Origin of the sequence: Chelativorans petroleitrophicus (genome assembly GCF_025398195.1) — a bacterium.
Lineage (GTDB): Bacteria > Pseudomonadota > Alphaproteobacteria > Rhizobiales > Rhizobiaceae > Chelativorans > Chelativorans petroleitrophicus.
Map to the genome: position 1 here is coordinate 184209 of NZ_JAODNV010000004.1, position 24886 is coordinate 209094.

Here is a 24886-nt window from a genome sequence, read left to right on the forward strand (position 1 = left end):
TTGATTTATTTCAATTTCGGACGGAAAGCGGCATCCGCTTTTCCAGAATCGCCTTAGTTCCGAATCTCCGACTGCACCTTGTTCTTCGCCTCGACAAGGCCGAGCGCCTCATAGGCTGCTTCGCCCGCCTTGCGGAAAGCGTCGAGATCCACATCCTCCACAATGGTCATGCCGCGCTTGACGAGCTCCGCCTTGGCGTTTTCCTCGGCCTTCTGCATGACCGCAGAGGTCTCCTGACCCGCCGTCCGGCACTCCTCCACCAGCGCGGTCTGGTACTCTTCAGGCAGGCTGTTGAACCACTGCGAGCTCACTACCTGGAAGTTCACCAGAAGTATATGCTTCGTCTCGCTGCCATGGCTCAGGACCTCGTTGAGGTTCGCTGCGGTGATGTTGGGATAGACGAGCTCTGCCCCGTCCACCGCCTGCTGCTGCAGGCCGGGATAGATGTCGCCGAAATTCATCGCCGTAGGCACAGCACCCAGTGCGCGGACGGATTCCTGCCAGATTGGTGCAGGGGGCGTGCGGATGCGCAAGCCGTCCAGATCCTCCGGCGTGCGGATCGGCTTGTTGGTGAAGAAGTGGCGGAAGCCCTGCACCCAGTCGAAGCACACGACCTTCAGCCCATGCTGATCGGCAAGTTCCTGCTGCCATCCCTGCATGGTGGGCGAGTCGGCGAGCTTGAAGGCTTCCTCATAGGACTCCACGAAATACGGACCGTTCACGACGGCGATCCCGGGCACATAGTTGCCGAGACGTGCCGAGTCCGTGTTCTGACCGATATTGGCGCCCTGGCGGATCTGCTCGATGATATCCTCCTCCACGCCAAGCTGGGCACTGTGGAAGACTTCGACGGTGAGCCCTCCATTGGTCCGCTCCTTGACGCGCTCGGCCCATTTGAGGAAGCCCTGATGGAAGGGCTCGCTCGGTCCCAGCACGTGATTGAAGCGAAGGGTGTATGTCTCCTGTGCCTGGGCGGTGCTATGCGCGAGCGCAAGGGCCGCGGCGGCGCAGGCGGCCGAAAGCATTCTTCTCAGTCCGTTCATGTCTTCTCCTCCTTGTTCAACTCACCCACTCCACCTGCCGGAGACGATGATCAGCGTCCCGCTTACGCGTCACCGTTTCCCGGCAGTCCGACGCCATACCCTTCCGCAAGGCGCCGGAAAGCCTCCAGCGTGTCGGGATCCAGCGGAATTCCCTCGGCCGCACGCCGGTCCGCTTCCGCCCACTCCCGGTCGCCCGGCGCCATGACCTTGCCGCCCGCGCGCGCCGGCGAGCCGCGCAGCGTGGCAAGATAGCGCCGCATCCCGTCCTCGAAACCCGTGTCCTCGCCGAAAGCGTCCGGCCGGATTGCCATGACGAAAGCGCCCAGCCCACGGGGCGTTGAATAGTCCGGCCCGAACATGGGCGCGATCTCGAAGGAAAGCCGCATGCCGGAAAGCACGGCGCTGAAGATTTCGGCGAGGCCCGCAAGACCCGCGCCCTTGTAGCCGAACTCACCTCCGAGCGGCGCAAGCATCTCGGCCTCGCCGGGCTCTTCCGTGTCTTCGCCGTCGCCGCGCGAAGCCGTGCCCGCGGGCAGCTTGCGGCCGAGGCTCTTATAGAGCTGGATGCGATTGTAGGGGATCGCGCTTGTGGCCATGTCGAGCAGCCAGGGCCGCTCGCCGGACACCGGCACCGCGCAGGCGATCGGGTTGGTGCCATGAAAGCGCATCGCGCCGTCATGCAGCCGCACGAAACTGTCGGAATTGCACATGGCCATGCCGATCATGCCACGCTCTGCGGCCGCGAGCGCATAGGCGCCGGCCGGCCCGAAATGGGAGCTGTTGCGGATGGCGACCGCGCCGATGCCGAAGCTTTCCGCCATGCGCACCGCCTCCTCCATGGCGAAGAATGCGGCCAGCGCGCCATGCGCGTCATCGGCGTCGAGCGTGGTCGTGGCGCCGCCCTTCCGCAGAAAACGCAGGTTCGGATTCGGGTTGACGCGACCTTCAGTAAGGACGCGGACATAGTGGTCGAGCAGGCGCACGCCATGACTGTCGATGCCGAGGCGGGAGCCATGCATCATGGCGCGGGTCGCCGCATCCACCGTCGCTTTATCCGCTCCGGCGGCCGCAAGCACGTCCCTGCAGAATTGCTCGATCGCGTCCGCCGGGAAGCGACGCGGGGTGCTTGAGTGCGCTCCGTCTGCGGCGGCCGTCACAGGGTCTGCCCTCCGTCTACGATCATCACCGTGCCCGTGGTGAAGGCAGACTCGTCGCTTGCCAGGTAGAGCGCCGCCGCTGCCATTTCCTCCACCTTGCCGAGCCGCCCCATGGGCTGGCGCGCGATGAAGGTGCGGCGGGTCGCCTCCGGATCTTCAGTCGCCGCGATCCGCTCTTCCAGCGACGGCGTATGCGTTGTGCCGGGGCAGAGGGCGTTCACCCGCACGCCGGTGCGGATCACATCGCGCGCCACGGCCTTGGTGAGGCCGATGACGGCCGCTTTGCTGGCACCATACGCGGCGCGGCCCGGCACGCCGGTGATCGAGGAGGCAACCGACGCCACATTGACGATCGAGCCCGAGCCAAGCTCAATCATTCCGGGGAGTGCGGCGCGCATGGTGTGGAAGCAGGAGGTGACGTTCTGGTCCAGGCTTCGCGCCCAGTCCTCCGGCGAGCAGTCGAGCAGCGTGCCATTGTGCACCCAGCCCGCGCAGTTGACCAGAATGTCGAGAGGACCCGCCGCTTCAATGGCGCGGGCAACGGCGGGACCATCCGTCACGTCGAGCGCAACGGGCGTGATGGAGGGCGAAATCTCGGGCAGGTCCCGCATCTTCTCCGCCGTCCGGCTGGCGGCAATGACGGTAGCCCCTTCCGCCGCGAAAGCGAGCACGATGGCGCGCCCGATGCCTTGTCCCGCCCCGGTCACGAATGCGCGCTTGCCGACGAGCCGATCTGCCACTTCCGCTTACCTCCCGGCAGAAACTGCCTCCAGTTCCGCTCATAATGTCTATTGTGTACACTATACGATATCTGCGCGCTGGACAAGTTGTCTTCGCCCGGGCAAGCAGGGGCATGATGCGGCAATCAGGAGAAAAGATGCGCGGTACATCGGCTCGCACTGCAAGCGGGGATGAGCGTTTGTCGAAGGACCTGCTGAGCGGTGGCCTTGCGCCGCGGCTTTACCAGCGTGCCTACGGGATCATCCGGTCGCAGATTGCCGAAGGCGTGTTGGCGCCGGGCGCCAAGCTCACCGAATCGGCGGTGGCCGCCCAGTTCGGCATCAGCCGGGCGCCTGCACGGCGGGCGCTCGCGGAGCTTGAGCGGGATGGCCTTCTCATCAAGGCGGCCGGGCGCGGCTATGCCGTTCGCCCGCTTGCCGGAGGGGCGGGCGCCGTGCCGCGGCCTGCTGCGGCCCCGGTGGATGAGGATGTCCGCCTCGTGTCGCGTTCGAGCTGGGAGCACATTTACGCCGAGGTCGAGGAGGAGATCATTGGCCGTATCTCTTTCGCAAGCTGGCGGGTCAATGAGGCGGAGCTGGCGCGCTGCTATCGCGTGAGCCGCACCGTGGCGCGCGACGTGGTAAGCCGGCTGCACAGTCGCGGCCTTCTGCGCAAGGATGAACGCTCGCGCTGGTATGCCCCCGCGCTCACGCCGAAGCATGTGGGCGAGCTATACGAGCTGCGCAGCATTCTGGAGCCCGTGGCACTTGCCAAGGCGGCCGCGCGCATTCCGCCAGGATTCCTGGCTGAAATGCGCGAGCGTCTGGAGGACGCGATCGCCCATGCCGAAACCATCGAGGGGCCGACGCTCGACCGGCTGGAGCAGGACATGCACGTCACGCTGCTCAGCCATTGCGGCAATCACACCCTAATGCAGGCGATCACCATGCCGCAGTCGCTACTCATCGCGCACCGCTTTCTCTACCGCTGGACGCCACGGCTGTTCGAAACGGAGCCGTTTCTGGCCGAGCATATGGAAATTCTGGAGCATTTGGGGGCGGGCAGCGTTGACACTGCGGCTGCCGCGCTGGAACGGCATCTCAAGGGTTCGGGCAGCCGGGCCCTGGCGCGCGTGGATGTCATCAGGCGGGAATTCCGCCCCGAAAGCCTGCCCTATCTCGAGCGCCTGGAAGACAACTGACCGGTGATTTCTGCACACATCCGGATGCTCGGCTACTCGGCGGCGACCGGTGCGGACCGTGCGGCCTGCTGCTCGAGCCGCGCCCATGATGGCCGCTCGAACAGGAAGCGGCCGTAGCCCAACCATTGCACGAGACCGTAGAGGATCACCGGTCCGGTCACGCCCGCAAATGTCACTATGAGGGAGACGAGCCCGATGTTCTCGATGAGCCCCGTCTTCAGAAGGAAGACGCGTGTGGCCGCCATCGGCAGGAAGAAGGCGAGATAGACGACGATCGAATGTTCGCCCAGCCAGACCAGCCAGCGCATCGGCCGCAGGAGAGAGACAAGTGCGGCGACGCCGACCACCAAGCCAGCGCCCGCCAGGCCGAGCAGCAGCGAGATCAGCGGCAGTTCTGAGAAGCCACCCGTGGCACCGGAATTACCCGGGTCCGGCTGCAGCCAGGATGCGAGAGAGGCCGGCGCGGGTGTGAAGACGAGGAAGGTGTGAAGCGCGGCCCAGCCGAGACAGAGCGCCAGAAAGGCGGCGGGCCGCTGCCGCACCCACGCGGCGAAGCTAAACACATGGGCGGCGAAGGCGTATCCCGCGAAGAAATAGACGTAGCGGCCGCAGAACTCGTCCAAGATCACTGAACCCGTATGAACAGGCAGCGCTTCGAGCACGGCCGCGCCTATGAATATTACCCAGACGGGAACCGGCCGCAGCAGGCGCGTGACGATGAAGAAGACCGGCAGCAGATAGATGAACCAGAGCGTGCCGAACGGTTCGACATAGGCGGTAAGATAGGCGCGGAGCGCGCCGCCCCAGCCTTCTTCCGCTGCGATGCCGGGCGCCTTGAAGACGAACTGGATGGTCAGCCACAGCACATAGAAATAGGCGAAGTGCACCACCTTCCGGTCGATATAGCGCAGCCAGCCCCGGTCGATCGTAAGGCCCAGGAAGAGGCCTGAGATCAGGAAAAAATCGGGCATACGGAAAGGACGGGCAAAGGCCACGACCCAGTGCATGAAGCCCTCGCGTCCTGCGGCAAGTTCGACCCCGATGGTCGAGTGCATCATGACGACCATGATGATGCAAAGGCCCTTGGCCGCGTCGACCCAATCGATGCGCTGCCTTCCGGACGTAGCGGCATATTCCGGCACTGTCGTCACTCCTCGTTTCGCCCGCACGGCGGCCTGAAAAGCCTGCCCGAGCCCATCAAGCTGTGGATGAAGACGCTTAACGGGCCCTTAAATCCCCGCAATTAGCCTGCGCGAAAGGGACGATGGCCGCCAAGCGGCCTTCTTCGGGGACCGGACAGGGGATGGCCAAGCGTAAAAAGCGGCAGACTCGCATCGAGCCGACCTTCGGCGCATCCGCGCCGCGCCGGCGCGCTGGCAGCCTTACGGTCGGCCCGTCGGACCGGGTGTTGCCGCCCTCGCGGCGCAGCAGGGGTGGCAAGCGCAAGTCCGGCAGGCGGCGGACACGGCGCTCCGGCTTTTTCGGCCTCCTGCACGGCCTCGTCTACTGGTCGCTCGTTCTGGCGCTGTGGGCCGGTATCGCGGGTATAGGCCTTGCCGCCTATTACGGCGCGCAGATGCCGAGCGCGACCACCTGGGCGATTCCCGACCGCCCGCCCAATGTGAAGATTCTCGCCGCCGATGGACGGCTGATCGCCAATCGCGGCATGACCGGGGGCGAGGCCGTCGGCCTGCACGAGATGTCGCCCTATATTCCGCAGGCGGTCATCGCCATCGAAGACCGGCGGTTCTATTCCCATTGGGGCATCGATCCGCTCGGGCTTGCGCGCGCCGTGATCGAGAACCTGATGCAGGGGCGGATCAGCCAGGGCGGTTCCACAATCACCCAGCAGCTCGCCAAGAACCTGTTCCTAGAGCCCGACCGCACGATCGAGCGCAAGGTGCAGGAGGCGCTGCTCGCCCTCTGGCTGGAGCACAAATACGCCAAGGACCAGATCCTGGAGATGTATCTCAATCGTGTCTATTTCGGCGGCGGTGCCTATGGCGTGGAGGCAGCGGCACGGCGCTACTTCAACAAGTCCGCGCACGACGTCACGCTGGCCGAGGCCGCGCTTCTGGCGGGTCTGCTCAAGGCACCCTCGCGCCTTTCGCCCGCGCGTGACCCCAATGCCGCCGAAGAGCGCGCACAGGTGGTGCTGACCGCAATGCGAGAGCAGGGCATGATCGGCGACAGCGAGCTGGCGGCGGCCATCAGCGCGCCCGCCACCCGAGCGGCCGCCTATTGGACTGGCTCGGAGCACTATGTCGCCGATCGGGTGATGGAGGAGCTGCCGGATCTCGTCGGCAACGTCCAGAAGGATATCGTCGTGCGCACCACCATCGATCTCGATCTGCAGAAGCAGGCGGAAAAGACGATCCGCCACCTCATCGACGAGAAGGGCAAGGAGCTCAAGGTAAGCCAGGGTGCGCTGGTATCGATCGACGGCTCAGGCGCCGTGCGCGCTATGGTGGGCGGCTATGACTATGCCCACAGCCAGTTCGACCGCGCTTCCGAAGCTCGCAGGCAACCGGGCTCCGCCTTCAAGCCCTTCGTCTACATGGCCGCGCTCGAACAGGGGCGCACGCCGCACAGCGTGCGCAACGACGCGCCGGTCAGAATCGGCAACTGGAGCCCGGAAAACTATCAGGGCAAGTATTATGGGCCGGTCACGCTCGCCGAGGCGCTCGCCCGCTCGCTCAACTCGGTGGCCGCACAGCTCGTCATGGAGGTCGGGCCGAAGGCGGTTGTGGAGGTCGCGCACCGGCTGGGCATTGAATCCGATTTAAGGGCCAACGCCTCCATTGCGCTCGGCACTTCTGAGGTGACGCCGCTGGAGCTGACCGCAGCCTATGTTCCCTTCGCCAATGGCGGCTTCCGGCCGCAAATCCACATCGTGGAGCAGGTTACGACCACCGATGGGCGTCTCGTCTACAAGCATGAGAAGGGATCATTCCCGCGCGTAGCAAGCCCGCAGGTCGTCGGCATGATGAACGCCATGATGGCCGGCACGATCGAATATGGCAGCGGCAGGGGTGCCGCCATCGGCCGGCCTGCAGCCGGAAAGACCGGCACCACACAGGCTTCGCGGGATGCCTGGTTCGTGGGCTATACCGCCAATCTCGTCACCGGGGTCTGGTTCGGCAACGACGACGGAAGTCCCACAAGAGCGACCGGAAGCAGCCTGCCGGTAACGGCCTGGCGCGAATTCATGACCTTCGCCCATGAAGGCCTGACGGTCGCGCGCCTGCCGGGTGAGTGGCGCTCCGACCGGATGCCCCCTGCGACCGCGGAAGCCCGGCAGCCCGCGGCCACACCTGCCAGCGCGCCGCGCGCCGGAGGCCGGCTGGTGCCGCCTGCCGAGGTGGGCGGGCCTCCGCAAAGGCGGGAGCTTTCCATCATCGACATCATTCTCGGCCGCTGAGCTTTTGGCTCTACCGCATTCGCCGCGCAGCAGCTACATAGGCGACATGAGACGGAGGAAGCGGTGAGCAGGGCCGACGAGAGGAAGACATTGGTGCTTACGGGCGCGAGCCGCGGCATCGGCCATGCAACCGTCAAGCGCTTCTCGCGCGGGGGATGGCGGGTCATCACCTGCTCGCGCCAGGCCTTCTCCAAGGACTGTCCCTGGCCCGCGGGGCCGGAGGATCATATCCAGCTCGACCTGTCGGATCAGGAGGGCGTGGGCATCGCCATTGCGGAAATCCGCCACCGTCTCAGCGCCAATGGCGGGCGGCTCCATGCGCTCGTCAACAATGCCGCCATTTCGCCGAAACTCGAAGGCGGCGGGCGCTTGAACTCCATCGACACACCCATGCATGTGTGGCGCGATGTCTTTCAGGTGAATTTCTTCGCCCCGATCATGCTGGCGCGCGGCCTCTTCCGGGAACTCTCGGCGGCAAAAGGCTCGATCGTCAATGTCACTTCGATAGTGGGGAGCCGCGTGCATCCTTTTGCCGGTACGGCCTATGCCACGTCCAAAGCGGCGCTTGCCGCACTCACGCGGGAAATGGCGGCCGACTTCGGCCCGCATGGCATTCGTGTCAACGCCATCGCTCCGGGCGAGATCGAAACCTCGATTCTCTCGCCCGGGACGGACAAGCTCGTGGAAACCATTCCGCTGCGCAGGTTAGGCCGCACCGAGGAAGTGGCGGAAACGATCTTTTTCCTGTGCTCCGAGAGCGCGTCCTATGTCACGGGTGCGGAGATCCACATCAATGGCGGCCAGCACGTATGAACGCCCGCTTCCTGAATGAGCGCTCGCTCATCTACTCCCGCGTCAGCACTTTCTCGATTTCGTAAACAGCGTGGTTGGTGAGCGTCTTCGGCACCTCGCCCGCCACGCGCCGGTCCACCTCCTTGTGCAGTGCCTTGCGCAAGGCTCCAAGCACGGCGGGCGGAGCGACGAGGACGATCTTTTCGAAACGCCCCTTGTGGGCGAGATGATAAAGCTGGTCGGCGACTTCCTCGGCAAAACGTTCTTTCTCGATGCGGTGCCAGTCCGTTTCCTCGAAGCTGCTTTTGTTCGGCATGCCTGCGTCGAAATAGCGGCCGGGCTTGTCCGTCCCCTGTTCGCGGGTTGGCGGATTCTCGTCCCGCAATTCGCGCACCACCTCCAGATTGGGATACTCGGCGTCGCCTTCGTTGCGCAGGAACAGAGCCTTCTCGCCGTCAGCCACCAGAACCCAGATTCCATGGGCCAGCCGGATTCCCGCCATTCAAGCCTCCATCGACAAATCAGTAACCGTTGACGAAACGCTTCGAATAGAGGCCGCGTTCCACCCGCGGCGGCAGTGGATGAATTTTCTGCTGCTGCGCAACGAGGCGCAAAAGAGATTTGAACCGGCATGCTCCGGCGCGACTGGGTTTCTTCTGAAAATGCCAGCCTGTAGGCACAATCCAGCCGGTCATCCAGGAGACTCGTCCATCATGGCTGCAGGGCCCGCCAAATTGAACGCATTTCCCGTTTTCATGCGGGTGGAAGCCCGGCGCGTCGTCATCGTTGGCGGCGGCGAGGAGGCGCTTGCCAAGGCGCGGCTGATGGCGCAGTCGAGCGCGGAGCTGATCGTAGTCTCTGCGGCGCCCGAGCCCGCGCTGATCGAATGGGCGACGGCAAACAGCGTAGAGCTCATCCAGGAGCCATACGGGAAAGCCTTTCTTGAAGGCGCGGCGCTTGTCTTCGCCGCCACGGGCGAGGAAGAGGCCGACCGCGCCGTCGTTGATGACGCGCGATCGCTGTCCATTCCGGTCAATGCCGTGGACCGCCCGGAGCTTTGCGATTTCTTCACGCCAGCGCTCGTTAACCGGGCTCCCGTTGCCGTCGCCGTCGGGACGGAAGGGGCAGGCCCGGTGCTTGCGCAGATCATCCGCGCACAGATCGACCGGCTGCTTTCACCATCGCTCGGTCGGCTCGCCGTGCTCGCCGCATCCTATCGCGAGGCGGTGGAACGGCGCGTGCCGAAGGGAGCGCCGAGACGGCATTTCTGGAAGGCGTTCTTCGGTGGCACGCCCGCGCGCGCGGTGGCGACGGGCGACATCCGACGCGCGGCGCTAGCGGCCGAACGGCTGCTGCAAAACCCGGCTGCCGGGCAAGGCCATGTCGCCCTGGTCGGCGCGGGCCCCGGCGCGGAAGACCTTCTCACCCTTCGTGCGCAGCGCCTTCTGATGGAGGCGGACGTTATCGTGCATGACGCGCTGGTGCCGGAAGCGGTGGTTGCGATGGGTCGGCGCGACGCGGAGAGGATCGCTGCAGGCAAGCGCAAGGGCTGCCATTCCAAGACCCAGGAGGAGATCAATGAGCTCCTCATCCGTCTGGCCAGAGAGGGCAAGCGCGTCGTGCGGCTGAAATCCGGCGATCCGCTGGTCTTCGGCCGCGCGGGCGAGGAACTGGCCGCGCTGCGCGAGGCCGGCATTTCTCATGAAGTGGTGCCGGGGGTGACTGCAGCTGTCGCCGCCGCTGCCGACTTCGAACTGCCCTTGACGCTTCGCGGCGTCGCCTCCTCACTAGTCTTCACCACCGGGCACGATCTGAAAGGCGAGGCGCTGCCGGACTGGGCGCGCCTTGCGATCGATGGGGCCACCGTCGCGGTCTATATGGGCCGTTCCACCGCCGCTGAAGTGGCCGGGCGCCTGCAGGAGGCGGGGCTTTCGCCGGACACGGCCGTCGCCGTTGCGGAGAATGCCAGCCTGCCGCAGCGCCGGCTGTTTCACGGTACGCTCTCCGATCTGCCAAGCCTTCAGGATCGCGTGGACCTGACCGGCCCGGTGCTCACCATCATCGGCGATGCGGTCGCCGGCGCCAGTTTCGAGGGATCACAGCCGCTTGCCGCCTGGCGCGGCAGCAAGGCGAAAAGCCGAAGGAGGCTGACCACATGAAGATTCTCGCGGCAAATCGGCTGACCGACGGCGTAGCCGTGTGGCTCGGAGAGGACGATGTTTGGGTCGAAGACATAAGCCAGGCGCGGGTCGTCCGCGACAAGGAAGGCGAGGAAAGCCTGCTCAGGACCGGCGAGGTGGCGTTTCAGCGCAATGAGGTCGTAGACGCCGAACTGGTCGACGTTGAGGTTGTGGACGGCGCCATCCGTCCGCTGCGCCTGCGCGAGCGCATCCGCGCGGCGGGGCCGACCATCCATCCCGAAATCGGCAAGCAGGCGCTGAAACGCGCCGTCACCCTGGTCTGAGGATCATCAGGATGTACCGCTACGACGAATTCGACCATGCCTTCGTGAAGGCCCGCGTCGCCCAGTTCCGCGATCAGGTTGAGCGGCGGCTTTCCGGCGAGATCACGGAGGCGCAGTTCAAGCCACTCAGGCTGATGAACGGCGTCTATCTCCAGCTCCACTCCTACATGCTGCGCATCGCCATTCCCTATGGCACGCTGGCGCCCAGGCAGATGCGCATGCTGGCACATATTGCGCGCACCTACGACAAAGGATACGGCCACTTCACAACCAGACAGAACCTGCAGTTCCACTGGCCTGCGCTGAAGGACGTGCCGGAGATTCTGGAGCATCTGGCCTCGGTCGAAATGCACTGCATCCAGACCAGCGGAAACTGTGTTCGCAACATCACGGCCGATCACCTGGCGGGGGCGGCTGCAGACGAGGTGGCCGATCCACGGCCCTATGCGGAGATTCTTCGCCAGTGGTCGTCGCTGCATCCGGAATTTTCGTTCCTCCCCCGCAAGTTCAAGATTGCGGTTACGGGGGCGGAGCGCGACCGGGCGGCCATTCAGATTTATGATATCGGGCTGCATCTGAAAAAGGACGCGGCTGGACGGCTGGGCTTTGCCGTCTATGTCGGCGGCGGGCTCGGCCGCACGCCCATTCTCGCCAAGAAGATCCGCGATTTCCTGCCGGAGGAAGACCTTCTCGCCTATGTGACGGCAATCCTGCGTGTCTACAATCTCTACGGCCGGCGCGACAACAAGTGGAAGGCGCGCATCAAGATCCTCGTGCACGAGACAGGCGCGGAGGAGCTGAGAAGCCAGGTGGAGCACGAGTTCGCCGGGATCAAGAAAGGCGGCGAACTGAAGCTTCCTGAGGCAGACATCCGCGCTATCCAGGCCTATTTCGCACCGCCCGCTCTCGAGCCCCGGCCCGAGGGGGATGCAGCTGTTGCGAAAGCGGCTGCCGAAGACCCAGGATTTGCTGCCTGGATCAGCCGGAACCTGCATACGCACAAGAACCCGGACTATGCCTGCGTCACCATCTCGCTGAAGGGCATCGGCGAGGTGCCAGGAGACATCTCGGCTGATCAGATGGAGGCCGTCGCCGACATTGCCGAGCGATTCGCCTTCAGCGAAATCCGGGTCAGCCACGAGCAGAATCTGGTGCTGCCGCATGTGGCGCGCGCCGATCTCAAGCAGGTCTACGACCGTCTGGTGAAAATCGGGCTCGCAACGGCCAATGCCGGGCTCGTCACCGACATCATCGCCTGCCCGGGTCTTGACTATTGCGCGCTTGCAAATGCCCGGTCCATCCCTGTCGCCCAGCAGATCGCCACCCGCTTCGCGGACCCGGTTCGGCAAGAGGAGATCGGAGAGCTCAAGATCAAGATCTCCGGCTGCATCAATGCCTGTGGGCACCACCATGTGGGCCACATCGGGATACTCGGCGTGGAGAAAAAGGGATCGGAGCTCTACCAGGTCACGCTGGGCGGTTCGGGCGACGAGAACGCGGCACTGGGCGAGATCATCGGCCGCGGCTTCGGGCCGGATGAGATCGTCGACGCCGTGGAGACCATCATCGAGACCTATCTCAGCCATCGTCTGGACAAATCCGAGACCTTTCTCGCCGCCTACCGGCGGCTGGGACCTGCACCATTCAAGGAGGCGCTTTATGGCAGCGAAGCAAAGGCTGCTTGAGGCCGAAACCGAGGCGCTTGAGCTCGACGCCCGGTACGGCCATCTTAAGGCCGAGGCGATTGTCGAGCTGGCGGTCGAACGCTTCCGCGATGCCGGCGGGATCGCCGCCATCTCCTCCTTCGGCGCAGATTCGGCAGCGCTCCTGCACATGGTCGCCAGCGTGGACAGGTCGGTGCCGGTGGTGTTCCTCGACACCGGGCAGCATTTTGGCGAGACGCTGGAATACCGCGACCAGCTTGCCGAGGATCTGGGCCTCGAAAATCTGCGCGTCATCCACCCCAGGCAGGAGACGCTTCTTACGCGAGACCCTGACGGGAAGCTTCACGCATCCGACCCGGATCAGTGCTGCGAAATCCGCAAGGTGGAACCGATGGCGCGGGCCGTGGAGCCCTATGCGGCGTGGTTCACCGGGCGCAAGCGGTATCAGTCGGCAACCCGAGCGAAGATGCCTGTCTTCGAGGCTGTCGGCCCGCGAATCCGAATCAATCCGCTCGCCCGATGGACCACGGCCGATCAGGCTGCCTATATGCGCGCCCACAATCTGCGGGAAAATCCTCTGGTGGCGTTCGGATACTTCTCCGTCGGCTGCTTCCCGTGCACGGAGCCGGTGAAGGCCGGTGAGGATCCGCGCAGCGGCCGCTGGGCGGGAAGGGCCAAGACCGAGTGCGGCATCCACCTGCCCGGCCTCGAAGAACTGACCACCGCGGCGTGAGTTGGCGATGACATCAGCAGTCTTCCAAAGAGGCATCGGCATGAGCAGTGAGGATACCCTGGTTCCGGCGCATCGCCTCTGGACACCGGAGGGTTTTCGCGAAGACGAGTGGCGGCACGCCGAGAGCGCCGAGGCGCTCGAGGGCAACGGCAACGTCATCCTGCCGCTCCCCGTCTTCCTGGAGCTTGATCCGGCCTTGCGCGAGAACGCGTTTTCGCGAATCGGCGTCAAGCTGGCGCCGGGCGAACCGCTCGATGCGATCGTGCCCTTTCTCGACCGGCTTCTTCTGGTGGCGCTGGTCTTCCCTGCCTACAATGACGGGCGCAGCTACTCCAAAGCCGAGCTTCTGCGCTCCCGCTACGGATATCGCGGCGACATCCGTGCGGTGGGCGACGTTCTGATCGACCAGGTTTCGCACATGCTGCGCTGCGGTTTCACCAGCCTTGAGGTGACGAATCCCGTGGCGATCGCGCGGCTCAAGGCGGGGCGGCCTGGCGGCCTTTCGCTTTACTCCCAGCCAAGCGCGGCAACCCCCGGGCGGCCAAGCAAATACGCCTGGCGCAGGATTCCGGTGCAGGCCTGATCACGCGAAAATCCGCGGGGCATCTACAATCTGCGGCCGCGCGCACTATATATTTTGTCATAAGGGGTAACACGGCGCGCGAATGCTGCTATAGCTCGCGCGCCTTCCGAGTCGCTGCTGACGGCGTCTCCATGCCGGCTTATAACCAACTTGCTCGCGGCCAAGCCGGCGATCCTTTCTGAAACACCAACAGGAGAAGGAAGAACATTGCAGGTTATCGTTCGCGACAACAATGTAGACCAGGCTCTCAAGGTGCTGAAAAAGAAGATGCAGCGAGAGGGCATTTTTCGCGAAATGAAGTCTCGCCGCGCCTATGAGAAGCCTTCGGAACGGCGCGCGCGTGAACGCGCCGAAGCCATCCGGCGCGCGCGAAAGCTCGCGCGCAAGCAGGCCCAGCGCGAAGGCCTTTTGCCGAAGAAGAAAAAAGCCGCGTAGGCAGGCAATCCGAAAAGCGGAACCTGTTTTCCCTCGGAATGCGGGAAGCCAGAACGTGGATCATCTCGGCGTTTTTATGAAGCGCTGAAATGATTCACCGGCCTCTGGCGCTTCCCGCAGTCGCATTACCATGCCGTGAAGTGCTTTTTTCGGCCTCCTGCAGCTTGCGCAGGAGGTCGTGCCATTTTGCCGGCAGTTCGCGTCTCAACTCGAAACCGGGCAAGCCGTTCAAATAACGCATGTTTTCCGCGCGGCGGATCTGCTGGCTGATGACAAGCGCAATGTCCGGCGCACCCGCCGTCCTGTAGTTATTGCGCCGCATCGTCATTCCCGTGTTGCAGGACTTACCTTCAAATTTCCGGAAACAACGCCTTAGGGGCAAAAATCGTTCCGGAACAATGATTAAGACATCTGATTCGTAGAAGTTTGGTAAATATTTCATAAAACTGTGATCTTTCGCAATCTTAACTCCGGATGGCAAGGGTCATAAAGGGCTTTTCTCCACCACTTTTTACCATATCAATCGCTGCCCTAATCCAAGACAGGCCAGGCGCCTCAAGCGCATCCGCCAGCAAAACGTCAACCTTTAATTAATTACGCGTGTAACGGGAAAATTAACCCTAATTTGACCTTTAGCGGACAATTTCGCCACCAGTAGCGGCTTTGTGGGGATTCGGGGGGCGGCTCGATGAACAAGTCCCGCATCATTATTCTGGGCGTCGCGGCGCTTGCCGCGATCGGCGCGGGCTATATGGCCAAGAACCTTGCGACTCCCGAGCAGCAGGTTGCGGCGGAGCCTGTTCCCGAAACGCCAGCGATAGAGCTGGCCGAGGTGCTCGTGCTGGCCCAGGACGTCCCGATGGGCGAGCCGGTGGGCGAAGCACTGCGCTGGCAGCCCTGGCCGGCCGAAGCCGTCAACGAGAACTTCATCACGCGCAACCGGGAACCCGACGCTGCGGAGGAGCTGCGCAATGGGATCGCTCGCGTCAATCTTTATGCGGGCGAGCCGCTGAGGCGCGCGAAGCTCATTCGCGCTGATTCGAGCTTCATGTCCGCCATGCTGCCACCGGGCAAGCGGGCGGTGGCAACGCAGATCGCGGCCGACACCTCAGCGGGCGGCTTCATTCTGCCCGGCGACTATGTGGACGTCATCATGACGCGGCGGGCCGCCAGCGGCATGACCGCCAGCGGCTTCATCACGGAAACCATTCTGGAAAACGTCCGCGTGCTCGCCATCGACCAGATGATCCATGAGGATGAGGAGGGCCGGCGCGTCCAGGTGGGCGAGACGGCCACGCTGGAGCTGACGCCGGAGCAGGCGGAGATCATCACCGCCGCCCAGCAGATGGCCGACCGCCTAACGCTCGCCCTGCGATCCATCGCCGATGTCGACCAGGAAGCCGGGACCCAAGGTTCCTATCTCGTCACCGGTGCCGGGAGCGGCAACAGCATCCGCCTGATCAAATCGGGCGAGGTCACGATTGTGGGGGCGCCCAGATGAATGCCAAGACAAGCAAATCAGTTTTCCGGCGAATTGGCCGCGCGGCCTTTCTGATGGCCGCAGCCGGCTTTGTCGCCGTGCCGGCAAGCCTGCCCGCCCTTTTCCCTTCGGCGGCTCATGCGGGGGACGTGATCCAGGCGAGGACCGCCCCGCAGCGAATCAAGCTCGGGCTCAACAAGTCGCTGGTCGTGGATCTTCCGCGCGACGCTTATGACATTCTCGTCGCAAACCCTGCGGTGGCCGATGCGGTTACCCGTACGGCGCGGCGCATCTATCTTTTCGGCAAGCAGGTGGGGGAGACGAACATCTTCGTCTTCGGCCCCAATGGCGAGCAGATCGCCAGCCTCGACATTCTGGTGGAGCGAGACGTCGCGGGGCTTGAGGATTATCTCAAGCGCTTCGTCCCGAACTCCGACATCCATGTCGAGCTGATCAACGACAATGTCGTGCTGACGGGCACTGTGGAGACGCCGCTTGACGCCATGCGCGCCGCGCAGCTCGCGCAGGCCTTCGTCACCGGCGGCGAGGCCACCACGGGACAATATGCGCTCACAGCGGCGGCACCCACCGATGGCGGCGGCGTCGACATCAACAATCCTGACGGGCAGCGCCAGAGAAGCAAGATCATCAACATGCTGCAGATCCTGGGGGAGGACCAGGTGACGCTGAAGGTCACGGTCGCCGAAGTCAGCCGCTCGGTGATGAAGCAGCTCGGCGTGAACATGATCGCTAGCGGCTCTGTGGACGGCATCACCTGGGGCGCGATTTCCGACAGCGTGTTTGGCCTCGGCAAGCCCATCTCCTCCTCCCAGCTGGCGCTCGGGGGCTCGCTGATCGACGCCTATATCAACGCCATGGAACAGGCCGGTGTGATGAAGACGCTGGCTGAGCCGGCATTGACGGCGGTTTCCGGCGAAAAGGCCACCTTCCGTGTCGGCGGCGAATTCAATCTCGTCACGGAGATCGACTCGGACGATCAGGGGCGCAGCTACGAAGTCGAAAAGATCGAATACGGCATCGGCCTCGAATTCCTGCCGACGGTGCTGTCGGCGGGGCGGATCAGCTTGAAGATCCGCACGCAGGTGTCCGAGCCAACGATGCAGGGCAGCGTCGCCGCAAGCGGCGGTGAGGGTATATTCCGGCGGGGTAGAGGCTACACAGCCGGCACAAACCTGATCTCCATCCGCAAGCGGCTCGCCGACACGACGGTGGAGTTGCCGTCCGGCGGCTCCATGATGATCGCCGGCCTCGTGCAGGACGACGTGCGCCAGGCCATCAGCGGCCTGCCGGGCCTGTCGAAGGTGCCGGTGCTCGGCACGCTCTTCCGCAGCCGCGACTTCGTGCGCAACGAGACCGAGCTCGTTGTCATTGTCACGCCCTATCTCTCGCGGCCGGTGGCGCGCACTGCGCTCGTCAAGCCGGACGACAATTTCAACCCGCCGAGCGACGGCGCCGGAACATTCCTTGGCCGTGTCAACCGCATCTACGGGACGATGAAGACCAATCTGCCCGACGGCCGATATCACGGCGTCGTGGGCTACATCTACAAGTGATGGGGAGGGGCAAGCCATGTTCCTATTCCAAGCAAAGAAGGCGGCGCCGATCCTTGTTGTGGCTGCGGGTCTGCTCTCCGGCTGCGCCGGGCGCGACTCCGTCACCGTTGGCGCCGTGCCGGACGACTACCGCACCCGCCACCCCATCGTGTTGAGGGAAACCGAAAAGACGCTCGATATTCCGGTGAGGATCCTCTCGCACCGGCTATCGCCCCAGCAAAAGGCGACAGTGGAAGCGTTCCTGGAGGATTACGGCGACAGCGGCCCCTCCGTGATGACGATTCTCGTCCCGGAGGGTTCCGCCAACAGCGGCGCGGCGAAGGGTGTGGCGGATGACCTTGCCGCCTTCCTGCAGCGGCGTGGTGTATCCAAGGGTTACCTCCAAATCTTGCCCTATGACGCAAGCGGCGAGGTCACCGCACCGATCCGCCTCTCCTACGGAAAGCTTTCCGCTTCCGTGGAGCCCTGCGGACGCTGGCCTGACGACATGCTCAATACTTACCAGAACCGGAACTATGCCAATTTCGGCTGTTCCTACCAGTACAACCTTGCTGCCCAGGTGGCCAACCCGATGGATTTCCTGGGTCCGCGCAAGCAGACTACGATCGATGCGGAAAACCGCACCGGCGGGATCGAGAGATACCGGGGCGTGCCCGAGCCTCAGTATAAAGCCGGGCAGGTCTCGGACGCCGTCAGGGAAAACAGCGAAGTCTTCTATTAACCAACCAACGCAGGCACGCGATGTCCGATCTTGCCTACGAGACCGAACACCCGGAGCGCTGGAGCCCCGAGCAGGAAACCGAGGTGCTGCAGGCGCTGCGCCCGGTGCCGCGCATCTCCATTCAGGCCTTCTGCGAGACGGAGGCCATCGCCGATCCCATAGAGCGGGCCGCGCAGGACCGCCGCATGGCCAAGGCGCATCTGAAGGTGCATATGGGCGGCATTGCGACGGCGATCGAGTTCTACCAGAGCGCCGCCACGCCCAATCTCATCATTCTGGAATCGCGCTCCGAGCCCAAGGAGTTGCTCTCCGCCCTTGGCAAGCTTGCCGAAGTCTGCGATCCCGACACCAAGGTAGTGGTCATCGGTCATTACAATGACGTGTGGCTCTACCGCGAGCTGATCCGCGCCGGCATCTCCGAATATGTGGTGGCGCCGGTTTCCATGGCTGACATCATCAGCGTGATCGCCGGCATTTTTGTTGATCCGCAGGCCGCGCCCCTAGGGCGCACCATCGCCTTCACCGGTGCAAAGGGCGGTGTGGGCTCTTCCACCCTGGCGCACAATCTCGCCTGGGCCATGTCGCGCCTGTTCGAGAGCGAAGTGCTGGTGGCCGATCTGGACCTTCCATTCGGCACGGCCAACATCAATTTCGACCAGGATCCGGCGCAGGGGATTGCGGAAGCCGTGTTCTCGCCGGAGCGGATCGACGAGGTCTACCTCGACCGGTTGCTCGCGCAATGCGCGGAGCGGCTTTCGCTGCTTGCGGCGCCTTCCACGCTCGACCGGCCCTACGATTTCGATCCGGAGGCCTTCTCCCAGATCATCGACACCGCACAGCGCACGGCTCCGCTGGTCGTGCTCGACGTGCCGCATATGTGGACGGGCTGGTCGAAGACCACGCTGGCGCGCGCCGACGATGTGGTGATCACGGCCACGCCCGAGCTCGCCAATCTACGCAATGCGAAGAATCTGGTCGATACGCTTCGCAAGCTACGACCTAATGACGGGGCACCGAAGCTGATCATCAACCAGTCGGGCGTACCCAAACGCCCGGAGATCAGTGTCGACGATTTCGCCGACGCTCTCGAGATCACGCCGCTCGCAGTCATTCCGTTCGAGCCGCAGCTTTTCGGCAAGGCCGCTAATAACGGTCGCATGCTGGGCGAGATGGACCGCAACCACCCCATCGTCCAGACCATAAACGAACTGGCGCATGTACTGACCGGCCGTCGTGAGCTCAAACCGAAGAAGAAGACCGGCCTGTCGGCGCTTTTCGGCAGGCTGACCAGGAAGTAGGCCATGTTCGGTAGAAGAAGCACGGGCGCGGGCACGAACGGTTCGGCAAGGCCTGCCGGCCTCCGGCCAGGGCTGGCGGACGGCGAAACGATCGTCGCTCCCGAGCCCGCGCCTGCCGGCCCCTTGTCCGGCTCCTCGGCTGTGCCAATTCCGCCGGGTAGCGCCGCACCGGCGGCCCGAAGCGCGCCGCCCAGCCGCGCCGCCGAGCAGAGCTCTGCACCGTCGAGCGGCACGGCGCGCGTTCCGCGCGAGCGCAGTGAAAGCTACTACGATACCAAGGCGCAGGTCTTCTCTGCGCTGATCGACACGATCGATCTTTCGCAGCTTGCCAAGCTCGACGCCGACAATGCGCGCGAGGAAATCCGCGACATCGTCAACGACATCATTGCGATCAAGAATTTCGCGATGTCCATCGCCGAGCAGGAGGAACTGCTCGACGATATCTGCAACGACGTTCTGGGTTTCGGACCGCTAGAGCCGCTGCTGGCGCGGGACGACATCGCAGACATCATGGTGAACGGCGCCCACAACGTCTATATCGAGGTTGACGGCAAGGTGCAGGAAACGAACATTCGTTTCCGCGACAACCAGCAGCTTCTCAATATCTGCCAGCGTATCGTTAGCCAGGTGGGCCGCCGCGTGGACGAGTCGAGCCCGATCTGCGACGCGCGCCTGCCGGATGGGTCGCGTGTCAATGTGATTGCCCCGCCGCTGGCGATTGACGGCCCGTCGCTCACCATCCGCAAATTCAAGAAGGACAAGCTGACGCTCGATCAGCTCGTCCGTTACGGCTCCATTTCGCCCGAGGGCGCAGAGCTTCTGAAAATCATTGGCCGCGTGCGCTGCAATGTCATCATCTCCGGCGGCACGGGCTCGGGCAAAACCACGCTGCTCAACTGCCTCACCCGGTTCATCGACCCGACCGAGCGCATTATCACCTGCGAAGACTCGGCCGAACTGCAGCTCCAGCAGCCGCATGTGGTGCGGCTGGAGACGCGGCCGCCGAATCTGGAAGGCGAGGGCGAGGTCACCATGCGCGAACTGGTGCGCAACTGCCTGCGCATGCGGCCGGAGCGCATCATCGTGGGCGAGGTGCGCGGGCCTGAGGTTTTCGATCTGCTCCAGGCCATGAACACGGGCCATGACGGCTCCATGGGCACGATCCACGCCAACAGCCCGCGCGAATGCCTGAACCGCATCGAATCCATGGTGGCAATGGGCGGCTTCCAGCTTCCGCAGCGCACGGTGCGCGAAATCATTGTCGGCTCCGTGGATGTCATCATCCAGGCGGCCCGCCTGCGCGACGGTTCGCGCCGCATCACCCACATCACTGAGGTGGTCGGCATGGAGGGCGATGTCATCGTCACCCAGGATCTGATGCTTTTCGACATCAGGGGCGAGGACACCTCCGGGCGCATTCTGGGCAAGCATGTATCGACCGGCATCGGCCGGCCAGCGCTGTGGGAGCGCGCGCGCTATTTCGGCGAGGAGGCGCGGCTGGCGGCTGCCCTCGAGGCCATGGAAAAGAAGGCGGACTGATGGACCTCTCGTTGCTGGGCTTCGTTCTGCTTGCTGCGGTGAGCGCGGCGGCGGTGGCCTATGCGCTGATGTTCAATACGATCTCCGCGGAGCGGAAGGCCGAACAGCGGCTGGAATCCGTGAAGCGGGTGGAAACCGACCGTAATGTGATTCGCGCCACGCGTGAGCGCGCCAGTGAGGCGGCCAGGCGCCGCAGAACCATCCAGGAATCGCTGAGCGAACTCGAAGCCAGACAGAAGGACCGCGACAGGTATCTCACAAGGCCGCCGCTCAAGATCCAGCTTCATCAGGCCGGAATCGAGATGCCCATGCGGCGTTTCTATATGCTCAGCACGGCCGGCGGTATCTTTCTTGCGTTCCTCGCCCTGATTGCGGGCGCGCCGCTGTGGGTGGTTCCCGGTGCCCTGCTGGCGGGCATCTTCGGCATACCGCGCTGGATCGTGGCCTATTTGCGCAAGCGGCGCGTGAAAGCCTTTCTGGACGAGTTCCCCAATGCGCTCGACGTCATCGTGCGCGCCGTTAAATCCGGCCTGCCGCTCAACGATGCGGTGCGCATGATCGCCGCGGAAGCGCGCGAGCCCGTGAAGTCCGAGTTCCGCCGGCTGGTGGAGGCCCAACAGCTCGGGCTATCCATGGCGGAAGCCGCCATGCGCATGTCGGAGACGATTCCCTGCCCCGAGGCCAACTTCTTCGGCATCGTCATCCAGATCCAGAGCCAGTCCGGCGGCAATCTTTCGGAGGCGCTGGGCAATCTGTCGCGCGTGCTGCGGGACCGCAAGAAGATGAAGGCGAAGGTGCAGGCGCTCTCGATGGAGGCGAAGGCATCCGCCGCCATTATCGGCGCTCTGCCGGTCGTCGTGGCGGTCCTCGTCTACATCACCAGCCCCGGGTACATCATGCCGCTTTTCACCACGAGCGCTGGACATCTCGTCCTCGGCGTCTCGGCCGTCTGGATGTGCATCGGCATCTTCGTCATGCGCCAGATGATGAATTTCGAGGTGTAGCGTGAGCGCCGATTACGTGGTCAATACGCTCACCGATCCGAGCTTCCTGCTCGCGCTTCTGGTGTCCATCGCCGTCTTCGCGACGGTCTTTACGATCCTGCCGGTGGTCGGCGGCGACACGCTCAAGGCGCGCATGAAATCAGTGGCGCTGGAGCGCGAGGAACTGCGCGCCAAACAGCGCGCGCGGCTGGCCGCCGAGGCCGACCGGCGCCGGCGCGGCGGGCTGCGGCAGCAGGACGCCTCACGCATGCGCGCGATCGTCGACCGGCTCGATTTGCGCAGGGCGCTCGCCGATGAAGCCACCGTGACCAAGCTCAGAACAGCTGGCTTTCGCGGCCAGAGCCCGCTGACGAAGTTCCTCTTCTTCCGCCTTGTGCTGCCCTTCGTCGGCCTGGCGATAGCGGCGTTCTGGATTTTCGGGCTCGGTGCGCTTTCACAGCAACCGCCGTTCATACGCATATTCGCATGCATACTGGCGGCCTATGCGGGCTTCTATGCGCCGGTGCTCTATATCTCCGACCGGGCTACCAAGCGTAAGAAATCGATCCAGCTCGCGTGGCCCGACGCGCTCGACCTGCTGCTGATTTGCGTGGAATCGGGCATGTCCGTCGAGGCGGCGTTCCGCCGCGTGGCGGAGGAGATAGGCTCGCAATCGGTCGCGCTGGCCGAGGAATTCGTGCTTACCAATGCCGAGCTTTCCTTCCTTCAGGAGCGCCGGCAAGCCTATGAGAACCTTGCCAACCGCACTGGGCTCGAAACGGTCAAAAGCGTCTCCCAGGCGCTCATCCAGGCCGAGCGCTACGGAACGCCCGTTGGCCACGCGCTGCGCGTGCTTGCAAGTGAAAGCCGCGACGCGCGCATGAACGCGGCGGAGAAAAAGGCGGCCGCCCTGCCGCCCAAGCTCACCGTGCCGATGATCCTGTTCTTCCTGCCGGTGCTGTTCGCCATCATTCTCGGCCCGGCGGCCATTCAGCTCACCGGCAGCGGCGTCATGGGGAACTGACATCAGGCCGTTTGCGCGGGCTCGGTGCAGGCCGCGCAGATGCCGCGGATTTCGATGACCGTCTTTGCAGGCTTGAAGCCGTGCGCATCCACCCATCCGTCCAGCCTCGCCTGCAGTTCCGCGTCGGCGAATTCATCGACGCGGCCGCAGGTCTCGCATATCGCGAACCCGATCACCTCGTGACGATGGCAATCCGGGTCGGCACAGGCAACGAAGGCGTTCAGGCTTTCCAGCCGGTGGACGAGCCCAAGCTCCTGTAGCTTTTCCAGCGCCCGGTAGACCTGGAGGGGGGCACGGAAACCTTCTTCGCGAAGCAGATCCAGGATCGTATAGGCGCTGAGCGGCCCCTCCGCCCGGTTGAGCGCCTCGAAGACGAGCGCCTGGTTGCGCGTCAGGTCGTGATGCATGCTCATGCGCCATGACTCCTGCCCATGACCCGTCTCAGGACGGGAAATGAACCCACACTCACAAGAAAGATAAGCAGGGCGGCGACCACGATCGATGGGCCTGAAGGCGTATCGAAATGAAGCGAGGCGGTAAGCCCCCCTGCCACTGCCGCCACTCCGCAGAGCGAGGCCGAGATAGCCATGGTTTCCGGGGTGGAGGCGAAGCGTCTGCCTGCGGCCGCCGGAATGATGAGCAGTGACGTAATCAGAAGAATTCCGACGATCTTCATGGCGATGGCGATCATGGCGGCCATAAGAAGCATGAAGACAAATTCGGCTCGCTCGGGCTTGAGACCCTCCGCCTCCGCGATCTCAATATTGACGGTGGCTGCGAATAGCGGCCGCCACAGCCACGCCAGTACGGCCAGCACCACGGCTCCGCCAGCATAAATCACGGCGATGTCGAAGCGGGAGACGGCGAGGATGTCGCCGAAAAGGAAGCCCATGAGGTCGATGCGAATCCAGCTCATGAAGGCGATCATCACCAGCCCCAGGGCCAGCGTGGAATGGGAAAGGATGCCGAGGAGAGCGTCGGTGGACAGCGTTCCCTTCCGCTGCAGAAGGACGAGCGCCAGCGAGGCGATTCCCGCGACGATGAAGACGCCGGCCGTCAATTCGAGCTGGAGCAGGAAGGCGAGCGCCACCCCCAGAAGGGCGGAATGGGCCATCGTATCGCCGAAATACGCCATGCGCCGCCAAACCACGAAACAGCCGAGCGGACCCGCCACCAGTGCCAGGCCGATTCCTGCGACAAGGGCGCGCGTGAAGAAGTCGTCAAGCATCATGCCGCTCCGCGGCCAGATCCTTCTCCGCCTCCCCGGCATGGTGATTGTGGCCATCCCCGCAGTCTTCGGCAATCGTGCCGTCCGCCAGCCTCACGCGGCCGTCCGGCAGGTGGGTGTGATCGTGATGGTGACGGTAGATCGCCAGCGTCTCACCTGCACGCGAGCCGAACAGCCGCGTGTATTCGGGGCTCCTCACGACGCTCTCGGGCGTGCCGCGACAGCACACATGGCCGTTCAGGCAGACCACCATATCGGTTTGAGCCATCACCACATGCAGGTCGTGGGAGATCAACAGGATGCCGCAACCCGTGCGGTCGCGCAGTTCACGGATAAGCTGATAGAGAGCTATTTCGCCAGAGAAATCGACACCCTGCACTGGCTCGTCCAGCACGAGCAAATCCGGCTTGCGCGCCAAAGCGCGGGCAAGCAGCGCGCGCTGGAATTCGCCACCCGACAGCGCCTGGACCTCCATATTTACAAGATGCGCGATCCCAACCGCCTCCAGCGCCTCCGTCATCGCATCGGTCCTTAAAGGACCCGTCAGTTGCATCAGGCGGCCCACCGTCAAGGGCAGCGTCCAGTCCACGCTCACCTTCTGCGGCACATAGCCCACCTTCAGGCCGCGTGCCCGTACGACAGTGCCCTCATCCGGCTTCAGCACGCCTATGGCGGTCTTGACCGTCGTGCTCTTGCCCGAACCGTTGGGCCCCACGAGGGTGACGATCTCGCCCCGCCTGACTGCAAGGTCCACGCCGCGGACGAGCCATCGTCCGCCCCTGCGGACACCGGCGTTTTTCATTTCCACCAGCATGGCGCCTTCCGC

The 24886-nt window shown here is 64.0% G+C and carries 26 protein-coding genes; 16 read left to right on the forward strand and 10 right to left on the reverse strand.

Annotated elements, in window-relative coordinates; genetic code table 11:
• Window positions 1-53: 53 nt before the first annotated feature.
• The 3 genes from NYR54_RS02750 to NYR54_RS02760 all read right to left on the reverse strand — a co-directional run bounded on the left by NYR54_RS02750 (window position 54) and on the right by NYR54_RS02760 (window position 2940).
• Complete coding sequence (locus NYR54_RS02750) at window positions 54-1043, reverse strand: C4-dicarboxylate TRAP transporter substrate-binding protein (RefSeq protein WP_261513923.1); 990 nt, start codon at window positions 1041-1043, stop codon at window positions 54-56.
• 62 nt (window positions 1044-1105) lie between these two features.
• Complete coding sequence (locus NYR54_RS02755; protein ID WP_261513924.1) at window positions 1106-2200, reverse strand: Ldh family oxidoreductase; 1095 nt, start codon at window positions 2198-2200, stop codon at window positions 1106-1108.
• The gene (locus NYR54_RS02760) at window positions 2197-2940 is read right to left on the reverse strand and encodes an SDR family oxidoreductase (RefSeq protein ID WP_261513925.1); all 744 of its coding nucleotides are present in this window, start codon (window positions 2938-2940) and stop codon (window positions 2197-2199) included. Before NYR54_RS02760 ends, NYR54_RS02755 begins: the two co-directional genes overlap by 4 nt.
• A 137-nt stretch (window positions 2941-3077) precedes the next feature.
• Between NYR54_RS02760 and NYR54_RS02765 the strand changes: the two genes are divergently transcribed.
• A complete protein-coding gene (locus NYR54_RS02765; RefSeq protein WP_261513926.1) occupies window positions 3078-4121 on the forward strand; it encodes a GntR family transcriptional regulator in 1044 nt (347 codons plus the stop codon).
• Between the two features lie 32 nt (window positions 4122-4153).
• Here the strand turns inward: NYR54_RS02765 and NYR54_RS02770 are convergent, their stop codons facing one another.
• Window positions 4154-5263, reverse strand: a complete 1110-nt coding sequence (locus NYR54_RS02770) for an acyltransferase family protein (RefSeq protein WP_423738557.1) — start codon at window positions 5261-5263, stop codon at window positions 4154-4156.
• Between the two features lie 161 nt (window positions 5264-5424).
• Between NYR54_RS02770 and NYR54_RS02775 the strand changes: the two genes are divergently transcribed.
• A complete protein-coding gene (locus tag NYR54_RS02775; protein ID WP_261513928.1) occupies window positions 5425-7542 on the forward strand; it encodes a transglycosylase domain-containing protein in 2118 nt (705 codons plus the stop codon).
• Window positions 7543-7605: 63 nt separating this feature from the next.
• Entirely contained in the window at window positions 7606-8355 is a 750-nt protein-coding gene (locus tag NYR54_RS02780) for an SDR family NAD(P)-dependent oxidoreductase (RefSeq protein WP_261513929.1), read from the forward strand.
• Between the two features lie 31 nt (window positions 8356-8386).
• Here NYR54_RS02780 and NYR54_RS02785 read toward each other — a convergent pair whose 3' ends face one another.
• The gene (locus tag NYR54_RS02785; RefSeq protein ID WP_261513930.1) at window positions 8387-8836 is read right to left on the reverse strand and encodes a host attachment family protein; all 450 of its coding nucleotides are present in this window, start codon (window positions 8834-8836) and stop codon (window positions 8387-8389) included.
• A gap of 19 nt (window positions 8837-8855) precedes the next feature.
• Window positions 8856-9029 (reverse strand): hypothetical protein, encoded by a 174-nt coding sequence (locus NYR54_RS02790; protein WP_261513931.1) that lies wholly within the window; start codon window positions 9027-9029, stop codon window positions 8856-8858.
• A gap of 18 nt (window positions 9030-9047) precedes the next feature.
• Here NYR54_RS02790 and cysG point away from each other — a divergent pair, with 18 nt between their 5' ends.
• The 6 genes from cysG to rpsU all read left to right on the forward strand — a co-directional run bounded on the left by cysG (window position 9048) and on the right by rpsU (window position 14213).
• Window positions 9048-10493: a siroheme synthase CysG gene (cysG, locus tag NYR54_RS02795; RefSeq protein ID WP_261513932.1), complete on the forward strand. Its 1446-nt coding sequence runs from the start codon at window positions 9048-9050 to the stop codon at window positions 10491-10493.
• Entirely contained in the window at window positions 10490-10798 is a 309-nt protein-coding gene (locus tag NYR54_RS02800) for a DUF2849 domain-containing protein (protein ID WP_261513933.1), read from the forward strand. The genes cysG and NYR54_RS02800 overlap by 4 nt, the downstream gene beginning before the upstream one ends.
• Before the next feature lie 11 nt (window positions 10799-10809).
• Window positions 10810-12483: a nitrite/sulfite reductase gene (locus tag NYR54_RS02805; RefSeq protein WP_261513934.1), complete on the forward strand. Its 1674-nt coding sequence runs from the start codon at window positions 10810-10812 to the stop codon at window positions 12481-12483.
• Window positions 12458-13195, forward strand: coding sequence for a phosphoadenylyl-sulfate reductase (locus tag NYR54_RS02810; protein ID WP_261513935.1), 738 nt, complete (start codon window positions 12458-12460; stop codon window positions 13193-13195). The genes NYR54_RS02805 and NYR54_RS02810 overlap by 26 nt, the downstream gene beginning before the upstream one ends.
• Window positions 13196-13235: 40 nt before the next feature.
• Complete coding sequence (locus NYR54_RS02815; protein WP_261513936.1) at window positions 13236-13778, forward strand: DUF934 domain-containing protein; 543 nt, start codon at window positions 13236-13238, stop codon at window positions 13776-13778.
• A 207-nt stretch (window positions 13779-13985) separates the two neighbouring features.
• Window positions 13986-14213, forward strand: coding sequence for a 30S ribosomal protein S21 (rpsU, locus tag NYR54_RS02820; RefSeq protein WP_261514071.1), 228 nt, complete (start codon window positions 13986-13988; stop codon window positions 14211-14213).
• Between the two features lie 94 nt (window positions 14214-14307).
• On the opposite strand, the gene NYR54_RS02825 is transcribed toward rpsU, so the two are convergent.
• Window positions 14308-14655, reverse strand: coding sequence for a hypothetical protein (locus NYR54_RS02825; protein WP_261513937.1), 348 nt, complete (start codon window positions 14653-14655; stop codon window positions 14308-14310).
• Between the two features lie 246 nt (window positions 14656-14901).
• On the opposite strand from NYR54_RS02825, the gene cpaB reads away from it, so the two are divergent.
• Genes cpaB through NYR54_RS02860 form a run of 7 tightly spaced genes read left to right on the forward strand, consistent with a single transcriptional unit; the run spans window position 14902 to window position 22832 of the window.
• Window positions 14902-15714, forward strand: coding sequence for a Flp pilus assembly protein CpaB (cpaB, locus tag NYR54_RS02830; protein ID WP_261513938.1), 813 nt, complete (start codon window positions 14902-14904; stop codon window positions 15712-15714).
• The gene (locus NYR54_RS02835) at window positions 15711-17267 is read left to right on the forward strand and encodes a type II and III secretion system protein family protein (RefSeq protein WP_261513939.1); all 1557 of its coding nucleotides are present in this window, start codon (window positions 15711-15713) and stop codon (window positions 17265-17267) included. The genes cpaB and NYR54_RS02835 overlap by 4 nt, the downstream gene beginning before the upstream one ends.
• A gap of 16 nt (window positions 17268-17283) precedes the next feature.
• Window positions 17284-17988: a CpaD family pilus assembly protein gene (locus NYR54_RS02840; RefSeq protein ID WP_261513940.1), complete on the forward strand. Its 705-nt coding sequence runs from the start codon at window positions 17284-17286 to the stop codon at window positions 17986-17988.
• A 20-nt stretch (window positions 17989-18008) separates the two neighbouring features.
• A complete protein-coding gene (locus tag NYR54_RS02845) occupies window positions 18009-19286 on the forward strand; it encodes a CpaE/TadZ family protein (protein WP_261513941.1) in 1278 nt (425 codons plus the stop codon).
• A gap of 3 nt (window positions 19287-19289) precedes the next feature.
• Window positions 19290-20825, forward strand: a complete 1536-nt coding sequence (locus NYR54_RS02850; protein ID WP_261513942.1) for a TadA family conjugal transfer-associated ATPase — start codon at window positions 19290-19292, stop codon at window positions 20823-20825.
• Complete coding sequence (locus NYR54_RS02855) at window positions 20825-21829, forward strand: type II secretion system F family protein (RefSeq protein WP_261513943.1); 1005 nt, start codon at window positions 20825-20827, stop codon at window positions 21827-21829. The genes NYR54_RS02850 and NYR54_RS02855 overlap by 1 nt, the downstream gene beginning before the upstream one ends.
• A 1-nt stretch (window position 21830) precedes the next feature.
• Complete coding sequence (locus tag NYR54_RS02860; RefSeq protein ID WP_261513944.1) at window positions 21831-22832, forward strand: type II secretion system F family protein; 1002 nt, start codon at window positions 21831-21833, stop codon at window positions 22830-22832.
• A gap of 2 nt (window positions 22833-22834) precedes the next feature.
• On the opposite strand, the gene NYR54_RS02865 is transcribed toward NYR54_RS02860, so the two are convergent.
• The 3 genes from NYR54_RS02865 to NYR54_RS02875 are packed head-to-tail and all read right to left on the reverse strand — an operon-like array spanning window position 22835 to window position 24874.
• Window positions 22835-23245 (reverse strand): Fur family transcriptional regulator, encoded by a 411-nt coding sequence (locus NYR54_RS02865; RefSeq protein WP_261513945.1) that lies wholly within the window; start codon window positions 23243-23245, stop codon window positions 22835-22837.
• Window positions 23242-24060 carry a metal ABC transporter permease gene (locus NYR54_RS02870; RefSeq protein WP_261513946.1) on the reverse strand — a complete coding sequence of 273 codons (819 nt, stop codon included), beginning with the start codon at window positions 24058-24060 and terminating at the stop codon, window positions 23242-23244. The genes NYR54_RS02865 and NYR54_RS02870 overlap by 4 nt, the downstream gene beginning before the upstream one ends.
• The gene (locus NYR54_RS02875; protein WP_261514073.1) at window positions 24053-24874 is read right to left on the reverse strand and encodes an ATP-binding cassette domain-containing protein; all 822 of its coding nucleotides are present in this window, start codon (window positions 24872-24874) and stop codon (window positions 24053-24055) included. The genes NYR54_RS02870 and NYR54_RS02875 overlap by 8 nt, the downstream gene beginning before the upstream one ends.
• Window positions 24875-24886 lie beyond the last annotated feature (12 nt).

Bases quoted from the DNA above. Each gene is read 5' to 3' on its own strand.
- NYR54_RS02750 (WP_261513923.1), bottom strand. From the start codon at position 1,043: ATGAACGGACTGAGAAGAATGCTTTCGGCCGCCTGCGCCGCCGCGGCC.
- NYR54_RS02765 (WP_261513926.1), top strand. From the start codon at position 3,078: ATGCGCGGTACATCGGCTCGCACTGCAAGCGGGGATGAGCGTTTGTCG.
- NYR54_RS02775 (WP_261513928.1), top strand. From the start codon at position 5,425: ATGGCCAAGCGTAAAAAGCGGCAGACTCGCATCGAGCCGACCTTCGGC.
- NYR54_RS02785 (WP_261513930.1), bottom strand. From the start codon at position 8,836: ATGGCGGGAATCCGGCTGGCCCATGGAATCTGGGTTCTGGTGGCTGAC.
- NYR54_RS02790 (WP_261513931.1), bottom strand. From the start codon at position 9,029: ATGACCGGCTGGATTGTGCCTACAGGCTGGCATTTTCAGAAGAAACCC.
- cysG (WP_261513932.1), top strand. From the start codon at position 9,048: ATGGCTGCAGGGCCCGCCAAATTGAACGCATTTCCCGTTTTCATGCGG.
- NYR54_RS02800 (WP_261513933.1), top strand. From the start codon at position 10,490: ATGAAGATTCTCGCGGCAAATCGGCTGACCGACGGCGTAGCCGTGTGG.
- NYR54_RS02805 (WP_261513934.1), top strand. From the start codon at position 10,810: ATGTACCGCTACGACGAATTCGACCATGCCTTCGTGAAGGCCCGCGTC.
- NYR54_RS02810 (WP_261513935.1), top strand. From the start codon at position 12,458: ATGGCAGCGAAGCAAAGGCTGCTTGAGGCCGAAACCGAGGCGCTTGAG.
- NYR54_RS02815 (WP_261513936.1), top strand. From the start codon at position 13,236: ATGAGCAGTGAGGATACCCTGGTTCCGGCGCATCGCCTCTGGACACCG.
- NYR54_RS02825 (WP_261513937.1), bottom strand. From the start codon at position 14,655: ATGAAATATTTACCAAACTTCTACGAATCAGATGTCTTAATCATTGTT.
- cpaB (WP_261513938.1), top strand. From the start codon at position 14,902: ATGAACAAGTCCCGCATCATTATTCTGGGCGTCGCGGCGCTTGCCGCG.
- NYR54_RS02835 (WP_261513939.1), top strand. From the start codon at position 15,711: ATGAATGCCAAGACAAGCAAATCAGTTTTCCGGCGAATTGGCCGCGCG.
- NYR54_RS02840 (WP_261513940.1), top strand. From the start codon at position 17,284: ATGTTCCTATTCCAAGCAAAGAAGGCGGCGCCGATCCTTGTTGTGGCT.
- NYR54_RS02845 (WP_261513941.1), top strand. From the start codon at position 18,009: ATGTCCGATCTTGCCTACGAGACCGAACACCCGGAGCGCTGGAGCCCC.
- NYR54_RS02850 (WP_261513942.1), top strand. From the start codon at position 19,290: ATGTTCGGTAGAAGAAGCACGGGCGCGGGCACGAACGGTTCGGCAAGG.
- NYR54_RS02855 (WP_261513943.1), top strand. From the start codon at position 20,825: ATGGACCTCTCGTTGCTGGGCTTCGTTCTGCTTGCTGCGGTGAGCGCG.
- NYR54_RS02865 (WP_261513945.1), bottom strand. From the start codon at position 23,245: ATGAGCATGCATCACGACCTGACGCGCAACCAGGCGCTCGTCTTCGAG.
- NYR54_RS02870 (WP_261513946.1), bottom strand. From the start codon at position 24,060: ATGCTTGACGACTTCTTCACGCGCGCCCTTGTCGCAGGAATCGGCCTG.
- NYR54_RS02875 (WP_261514073.1), bottom strand. From the start codon at position 24,874: ATGCTGGTGGAAATGAAAAACGCCGGTGTCCGCAGGGGCGGACGATGG.